At 70.2% G+C, this 8273-nt stretch carries 6 protein-coding genes; 1 reads left to right on the top strand and 5 read right to left on the bottom strand.

What is annotated here, in order from left to right; translation table 11 throughout:
* Positions 1 to 116: 116 nt before the first annotated feature.
* The 5 genes from OP79_RS36435 to OP79_RS36415 all read right to left on the bottom strand — a co-directional run bounded on the left by OP79_RS36435 (position 117) and on the right by OP79_RS36415 (position 6627).
* Positions 117 to 1220, bottom strand: coding sequence for a zinc-binding dehydrogenase (locus OP79_RS36435; RefSeq protein WP_211270929.1), 1104 nt, complete (start codon positions 1218 to 1220; stop codon positions 117 to 119).
* Between the two features lie 393 nt (positions 1221 to 1613).
* Positions 1614 to 3683: an iron ABC transporter permease gene (locus tag OP79_RS36430; RefSeq protein WP_033326455.1), complete on the bottom strand. Its 2070-nt coding sequence runs from the start codon at positions 3681 to 3683 to the stop codon at positions 1614 to 1616.
* 4 nt (positions 3684 to 3687) lie between these two features.
* Positions 3688 to 4671, bottom strand: a complete 984-nt coding sequence (locus OP79_RS36425; RefSeq protein ID WP_033326453.1) for an iron-siderophore ABC transporter substrate-binding protein — start codon at positions 4669 to 4671, stop codon at positions 3688 to 3690.
* On the bottom strand, positions 4668 to 5525 hold the full coding sequence (locus OP79_RS36420; RefSeq protein WP_033326449.1) for an ABC transporter ATP-binding protein: 858 nt from the start codon (positions 5523 to 5525) through the stop codon (positions 4668 to 4670). Before OP79_RS36420 ends, OP79_RS36425 begins: the two co-directional genes overlap by 4 nt.
* A 283-nt stretch (positions 5526 to 5808) precedes the next feature.
* Complete coding sequence (locus tag OP79_RS36415; RefSeq protein ID WP_033326447.1) at positions 5809 to 6627, bottom strand: VOC family protein; 819 nt, start codon at positions 6625 to 6627, stop codon at positions 5809 to 5811.
* A 251-nt stretch (positions 6628 to 6878) separates the two neighbouring features.
* Between OP79_RS36415 and OP79_RS36410 the strand changes: the two genes are divergently transcribed.
* A complete protein-coding gene (locus OP79_RS36410; protein WP_033326494.1) occupies positions 6879 to 8231 on the top strand; it encodes an ABC transporter substrate-binding protein in 1353 nt (450 codons plus the stop codon).
* The last annotated feature ends 42 nt before the right edge of the window (positions 8232 to 8273 follow it).

Genomic DNA, 8273 nt, shown 5'->3' with positions numbered 1-8273 from the left:
ACCGCAGAAGTCAGTGCTTCCGGCGTCGATAGTGCTCACCTGCTGGCGGCTACGGAACCGAGCATTCCCCGGCTCCTTAGCTCCCATTAGGCGTCGTGCGCCCGCTGCCGCACGACTCATTCCTGCCGCGGCACGATGAGCGCCTTCACCACGCGCTGGGCCGCGACGTCTTCCAACGCGGCCTGTGCTTCGGTGAGGCCGTACTCCCTGGTGATGAGGTCGGTCCACGGGAAGATCCGTCCGTACCGGGCCATGACCTGGACCGCCCGGTACACGTGCCCCACATCGCTGCCCCAGCAGCCGCGGATGTCCAAGTGCTTCTGGTTCAGGTCGAGATGCGGGTTGAAGGTCGCCTCACCGGCGTCGGTGTACTGGCCCACGATCACGTATCGCCCGGCGTCCCGGGTGAGCCGCATGCCCTCGGGCACCGCCGAGGGCACACCGGTCGCCTCGATCGTGACGTCCGCGCCGCGTCCCGCGGTCGCTTCCCGTACTGCCGCGATCCGTTCCTCAGGCGTGGTGCTGCCGATGTCGATGACGGTGTCGGCGCCGAAACGGGTCGCCGCGGCCAGTCTGGCCTCGGGCCCTCCGATGACGATCACCCTTCCGGCGCCGCGCAGTTGGGCGAGGACGGCGGCACACAGGCCGACGGGGCCCGCGCCTTGGACCGCGACCGTGTCACCGAAGGCGATCTCGCCGAGCGTCACGGCGTGCAGCGCGGTGGGCATGCCGCAGCCTCCGGAGAGGAACGCGCGCCAGTCCAGTTCGTCGGGCAACGGGATCACATGGACGCCCGCCTTCAGGTGGATGTACTCCGCCCAGCCGCCCAGCAGTCCGTCGTCGGCCGAGAGCGTGACCCCGTACACCTTCCGCTCCGGGCAGCGGGTGGTGGCGTGGCCGACGGTGCAGTACCAGCAGCGCCCGCAGGTCCCGTACACGTCGAGGAACGTCACGACCTGCCCGACCCGCAGCGGAACCCCGTCCACGTCCCGAGGCACCTCCCCCGGCCCCAGCGCGCTGATCCGCCCCACACTGACGTGCCCGGGAATGATCGGGTACGGCACACCCGCGAGCTGTCCCTTCCACAGATGCCCGTCCGTACCGCACACCTCGCTTCCCAGGGTCTGCAGCAGGATCGCGCCGGGCTCCAGTTCGGGACGGGCGAAGGAACGGAGTTCAAGCGGTGCACCGGGTTCGGGCATGACGACGGCGGAGATCACGACGGTTCCTGTTCACTGAGGGCGGCCCGCTGCTCTCACGCGGGCACACGGATGGGCTCCGGATCCTAAGCGGGTCCGGCGAAGTCCGGTGCGGTACCGCACCCCTAAGCCACCACTCACCCGCGCCCTCCCTCCGGCGGGAGGGGTCGTGGGCCGGTGCGTCGTATGCCCGTCGCTTAGGTTCTGTCTCGGAGAACCCGCACCGTGTACCAGCAAAGGGCCGTATGCCCGCCCTGCGACGGGCTGACGCACCGGCCCACGACCCCGACCCACCACCCACCCCAGGGGCGCGGGGAACTGCGCGACCAGCCACCCACACACCCGCACCCGCCCACGAACCAAACGAACCACCCCCGTAGGCGCCCCGCCCAACCGCCAGAGGCACCCCCGCCTTCAAGCGGAGCGCGAACGCACCAGCAGGTAAAGGAAGTACGGCGTGCCGATCACAGCCGTCATGAGGCCGGCGCCAAGCTGAGCCGGCGCAATGACCGTACGGCCCACCAGGTCCGCCGTACACACAAGCGTCGCGCCGAGCAGCACCGCGACCGGCACCACCCTCACGTGCTGCCGGCCCACCAGGGCCCTGGCCGCGTGCGGTGCCACCAGTCCCACGAAGCCGATCGTGCCCGCGGCGGCCACGGCGGTGGCGCTGAGCAGGACGGCCAGCGTCAGGAAGCCGAGGCGCCCCCGTGCCAGCCCGAGCCCCAGCAGCCTCGGGGTGTCCTCGTCGAGCGACACGAGGTCGAGCTCGGTGCGCCGCAGGCAGGCGACGAGGAGGCCCACGGCGAGTACGGCCGCGAGGGGCACCACGTCGGGCCCGGTCCGCCCGTAGGTGGAACCCGACAGCCAGGTGAGCGCCAGCGCCGCGTTGAACGGGTCGGTGAGGATGATGAGCAGACCGATCAGGGCAGCCGCCCCGGTGGCGACGCCGAACCCGACCAGGACGAGCCGGTTCTGCTGGAACCCGCCCCGCGCGGCGAGCCCGAACACGAGGACGGAACTGATCGCGGCCCCCGCGAACGCGCCGCCGGCCACGCCCCACGAGCCGACGGCGGGCACCGTCGTCACGAGGAGCACGGCACCGAGCGCGGCGCCACCGGAAACGCCCAGGATGCTGGGATCCGCGAGCGGATTGCGGGTCACGGCTTGGATGAGCGTCCCGGCAAGGCCGAGGGCGGCGCCCGCGAGGAGTGCCGCGAGGACCCGGGGCATCCGGGTGTCGAGTACGAAGGTGATGGCCCTGCCCGCCCGGCCCTGTGCCCAGTTCGCCACGTCGCCCAGCAGCAGCTTGCTGTCGCCGAGCAGCACGGCGGCGATCGTCACGCCGACGAGCGCCACCGCCAGTACGGCCGTGGTGGTCAGGAAGACGGTCCTGCTTCTGATGCGCAGCCGGTCGGGGGCGGGGGCTCCTGCCGTGTCCCGGACCCGGGCGGCCATCACGATCAGGAAGACGGCGCCTACGAGGCTGGTGACCACGCCGGTCGGTACGGCGACGGCGATGTCCGCGGGCACGAGGGCGCGCAGCAGCACGTCCGAGCCGAGTACCAGCGCCGCACCGGCGAGACCCACGACCGGAAGGCTGCCACGTGTCCGTGAGAACGCGCGGATCCTGCGGGCGAGGGGGCGGACGAGGGCGGGCGCGCACAGGCCGACGAAGCCGATCGGCCCGGCGAGCGTGACGGCCACCGTGGAGAGCAGCGCGGCGAGTACGACCCCCGTGACCCGGGTGGCTCGGACCGGCACGCCGAGGCTGCGGGCGGCGTCGTCGCCGAGAGCCAGGGCGTCGATCCGCCGGGCGAGCAGCAGGAGCCCGACGAGCCCGGCGATACCGATCGGCGCCATCTGCAGCACGCCGTCGAACCCGTTCTGGGCGATGCTGCCCTGGTGCCACTGGAAGAGGCCCTCTGTCTCCTGTGGGAACAGCAGGAGCAGGCCCTCGGTGACGGCCATGAGACCGAGGGTGAGGGCACTGCCGGCGAGCACGAGCCGGACGGTGCCCGAGCCGAGGCCGGACAGGCCGAGCACGACGGCCGCCGCCGCGAGGCCGCCGACGAACGCGATGCCGGAGGAGGCGAACAGCGGGAGCGTGACACCGGTGACGGCGACAAGGCCGAGGGCCAGATAGGAGCCGGCGTTCACCGCGAGGGTGTCGGGCGAGGCGAGCACATTGCGGCTGACCGACTGCAGGGCGGCGCCCGCCATGCCGAGTACGGCGCCGACGAGCAGCCCCGCGGTCATCCGCGGCAGCCGGGAGGCGATGACGACGGACGCGTCGTCAGGGTTCGCCTGGCCGGTGAGCGCCTTCCAGACCTCGGGTGCGCCGACCGCGGCGGTGCCCTGCGTGATGTCGGCGATCGCGAGGCCCGCGACGAGGAGTACCAGAGCGACCGTCACCGCGGCCGCGCCCGTCCGGGACGTGGCCGCCGACGGACGGGTGGCGGGAGTTGTTGCGGTGACGGTCATGGTGTTACTTCGTCAGCGCCTCGACGACGGAGTCGACGTACTTGCTCATCGACCCGGGACCGCCGAACATCCAGATGCCGTCGGGCAGCCGGTGGACGTCGCCCTTCTTCACGAACGGCAGGGACGTCCACACGGAGTCCTTGGCCAGGGCGCCGGTGAACGGCGTGCTGCTCTTGTCTCCGTCGTTGGCGATGTAGGCGAACTGCACGTCGCCGAGCTTGGTGAGGCCCTCCACGTCCGTGGCGCCGAGACCGTAGGCCTCGTCTCCCTTCACCGTCCAGGCGTTCTTCAGGCCGATCTTCTCGTTGACCGCACCGATGAGCGAACCGCTGGTGTACGGCCGGATGGAGACCTGGTTGGAGACGACGTAGCCGTCGGCGAAGGCGTACTCCGCGCCGGCCAGACCGGCGTCGGCGAGGGCCTTCTTGCCCTCGTCGAGCTTCGTCCGGAAGTCCGACTTGAGCTTCTCGGCCTGCTCCGTGGTGCCGGTGGCCTGCGCGAACAGGTCGAGGTTCTCGGTCATCCGGCCGATCGGGTCGGCGGCGTCGGCGGACTTCGTGACCAGGACCGGGGCTATCTCGCGCAGCTGCTTCACGGCGGCGGGCTTCAGGTCGCTGCTGGCGACGATGAGGTCCGGCGACAGGGCGGCGATGGTGTCCATGCTCGGCTCGCCGCGCGTGCCGATGTCCTTGGGGTCGTTCGTGAGCGGGACGGCGCTGTCCCAGGTCTTGTAGCCCTTGATGTCGGCGACGCCGACGGGGTCGACGCCCAGCGAGATCAGGCTCTCGACCTCGTTCCACTCGGTCGCGACGACCTTCTTGGCGGGTCCGTCGAGCTCGACCTTCACGCCGGCGGCGTCGGTGAGAGTGATGCGCTCGGCGCTCGGCTTCGCGTCGGCCTCGTCGGCGGCGGGCTCGGTCGTTCCGCAGGAGGTCAGGGTGAGGGCCGCGGCGGTGGCGGCCGCCGTGGTCATAAGGAGGCGTCTCATGGGGTGGTGTCGAGCCTTTCGCTTCGCGTGTGGTGTCGGCCGATCGCGCGGGTGCGCAGCCGGCCTGTCAGCGGGTCGGTGCCGACTTCGATGCGGATGCCGTAGGTGTCGGTCAGCCGCTGAGCCGTCAGTACGTCTTCGGGGAGGCCGTCCGCGATGATCCGTCCCTCGTCGAGGAGCACGATGCGGTCGGCGAGAGCCGCGGCCTGGTCCAGGTCGTGCAGGACTGCGCCCACCGCTATCCCGTGGTCGTCCGCCAAGTCGCGTATGAGGTCGAGGAGTTCGACCTGGTACCGCAGGTCGAGGTAGGTCGTCGGCTCGTCTAGGAGCAGTACGCCGGTCTCCTGGGCGAGGCAGCCGGCGAGCCATACGCGCTGGAGCTGCCCTCCGGAGAGGTGCTCGACGCCGCGCCCGGCGAGTTCCGCGACGCCCGTCATGGCCAGGGCGCGCTCCACCGCGGCCGGGCCGTCCGGGTCGGCCCTGCCCCAGCGGCCCCGGTACGGGTAGCGGCCGAACTCGACGACGTCCCGCACGGTCAGCCCGCTGGGCGTGGGGCGACCCTGTGTCAGGAGAGCCAGGCGGCGGGAGAACTCACGCGGGGTCAGCGCAAGGCCGTCGGCGCCGTCGATGACGAGCGTGGCGGTCCGGGGTCGCTGCAGCCGCGCGAGGGCACGCAGGAGTGTCGACTTCCCACTGCCGTTCGGGCCGACCAGCACGGTCACTTCGCCGGGCCGCAGGGTCAGCGACGCGTCGTGTACGACGTCGACGCCGTCGTACGCCACGGTGACACCCGTGGCGGACAGTTCATGACCGCGGGGACCGACGGCCGCGGAGGTCTCTTCGACTGCTTGCACGCCGCAAAGGTTAGCCTAACCTAACGAAAACCATGAAGGGCGCCCAGAATCAGCACATCCAGGCCGCAGGACGGGCACTCCGCGTACGCGCCAACTAAGCGGAGCAGGCGAAGTCCAGTGCTGCCCCGCGCCCCTGGGAGGCCGCAGGCCTCCTTAGGGGCGCGGGGAACTGCGCGACCAGCCACGGACGGCCCGCACCTTTGGTACCGCACTACGCGCGGAGCGCGGCAGCATCCGGTCCGGGCGGCACAGAGGACCGCCCGGACCGTTCGGCTCGCGAGACTCAACTCCCTGCCGAGGTTGCCGGAGGCGCCGGAGTGAGCACAACGAAGTCCGCGTTCGACGGGTCGAGGCAGACGGCCAGGCGCCCTACGCTCTCCACGTCCTCCGGACCCATCTGCACGCTACCGCCGTTCTCGGTGACCTTGGCGACCGCCGCGTCGCAGTCGGTGACGTTGAAGACCGGGTGCCAGTACGGCACGCCGTTCGCCAGCGCGAGATCCTCCTTGCTGAGCTCCATCATGCCGCCGAACATGCGCTCTTCGGGGAGCCCGGGCGGAGTGATGAGGGAGTACGTGCCTCCGCCGCCCGGCACTTCCATGTCACCGAACTGCCAGCCGAAGACACCGCCGTAGAACTCCTTCGCGGAGGTGGCGTCGCTGGTGTACAGCTCGGTCCAGGACAGTGAGCCCGGCGCCTCCACCAGCTCGAAGCCTTTGTTCGTGCCCGGCTGCCAGACGGCGAACTGGCCGCCGAGCGGGTCGCTGTACTGCGCCATCCGCCCCCAGTCGTCGAGGTCCCGCGGCGCCACCCGCACCGTGCCGCCCGCGTTCTGAACGGCCCGGGTCGTGGCGTCCGCGTCGGTGACGCAGAAGTAGATCATCCAGGCCGAACGGGCACCCTCCTCGCTGAGCTTGCCGAGCCCGGCGACGGTCTTGCCGTCCTTCTGGAACATCCCGCCCTCCATGCCGCCCCCCTCGTCACCCATGGACTGGTACTCCCAGCCGAGCACCGCGCTGTAGAAGGCCGCGGCGGCCGGGACGTCGGGGGCACCGAGGTCGGTCCAACAGGGGGAGCCGGGAGTGGGTTCAGTGGTGATCACGGCGGTTCCCTTCGCAGGTCCTGTTTCTCATCAGCGTGACACCCACCACTGACAATCGCCCGCCAGCCGCTTCGCGGTGCGCACCTCCAGCAGCCGGTTCGACGATAGATCCGCTGAGAATTTATCGCAAGATGCGTTAACAAGCTCGCAGTCTTCTGCTAACAATGCTCGCCAACACCTTCCGCGCCGACCACCTCCCCGGGACGGCCGCAGCGGCACGCAGCACCCACCACACGAGAGGCACCCTCGCCATGCCATCGACCAGACATGCCCTCATCGCAGGCGCCACCGCCACCGCTCTCCTGCTCGCCGGATGTGCCGGTGCCGGAGGCGGCGGCACCGGCGGAGGTGACGGCGAGAGCATCAACGTCCTGATGGTCGGCAATCCGCAGATGGAAGACATCGCGAAGCTGACGAAGAGCACGTTCACCAAGGACACCGGCATCAAGGTGAACTTCACGATCCTTCCGGAGAACGAACTGCGCGACAAAGTCACCCAGGACATCGCCACCCAGGCCGGCCAGTACGACGTCGCCACCATCGGCGCCTACGAGGTGCCCATCTGGGAGCAGAACGGCTGGCTGCAGGAACTGGACTCCTACGCCGACAAGGACAAGAGCTTCGACAAGGCCGACCTGCTCAAGCCGATGGTCAAGTCCCTGTCCGGTGAGGACGGCAAGCTGTACGCCCTGCCGTTCTACGGCGAGTCCTCCTTCCTCATGTACAACAAGGACGTCATGAAGGAGAAGGGCATCACGGTGCCCGAACGTCCCACCTGGCAGCAGGTCGCCGACATCGCCGCCGAGGTGGACGGCGCCCGTCCGGGCATGAAGGGCATCTGCCTGCGCGGTCTGGCCGGCTGGGGCGAGCTGGGGGCCCCGCTGACGTCCATGGTCAACACCTTCGGCGGCACCTGGTTCACCAAGGACTGGAAGGCGCAGGTCAACAGCCCGAAGTTCAAGGAGGCGACGAACTTCTACGTCGACCTGGTGAAGAAGCACGGTGAGGCGGGCGCCCCGCAGGCCGGGTTCACCGAGTGCCTGAACGCGATGAGTCAGGGCAAGGTCGCGATGTGGTACGACGCGACCAGTGCGGCCGGGTCACTGGAGGACCCCAAGACCAGCAAGGTGGCCGGCAAGGTCGGCTACGCGTACGCGCCGACCGTCGAGACGGCCAACAGCGGCTGGCTGTGGGCCTGGGCGTGGGCCATGCCCAAGACCACCAAGAAGGCGGACGCGGCCTCGAAGTTCATGCTGTGGGCCTCCAGCAAGAAGTACGAGGAGTTGGTCGGCGAGAAGCTCGGCTGGCCGCGGGTGCCGGCCGGCAAGCGGGCCAGCACCTACGCGCTCCCCGAGTACGCGAAGGCCTCCTCAGGCTTCGGTGACGTCACTCTGCAGTCCATCCAGCAGGCCAACCCGTCCGACCCGGGCGTGCAGCCCAGGCCGACGGTGGGGATCCAGTTCGTGGCCGTCCCCGAGTTCCAGGACCTGGGCACGAAGGTGACCCAGGAGATCTCCGCGGCCATCGCCGGAAAGACCAGCGTGGACAAGGCATTGGGCGACGGCCAGAAGCTCGCCGAGGAAGTCGCCAAGAACTACCGGTGACCTTCCCTGCCCGGTCGGCCGTCCCGTCGGCCGGCCGGGCAC

Origin of the sequence: Streptomyces yerevanensis (assembly GCF_000716805.1) — a bacterium.
Taxonomy (GTDB): Bacteria; Actinomycetota; Actinomycetes; order Streptomycetales; family Streptomycetaceae; genus Streptomyces; species Streptomyces flaveus.
Note: the sequence above shows the minus strand (reverse complement) of the source record. Positions and strands in the feature narration are given on the sequence as shown.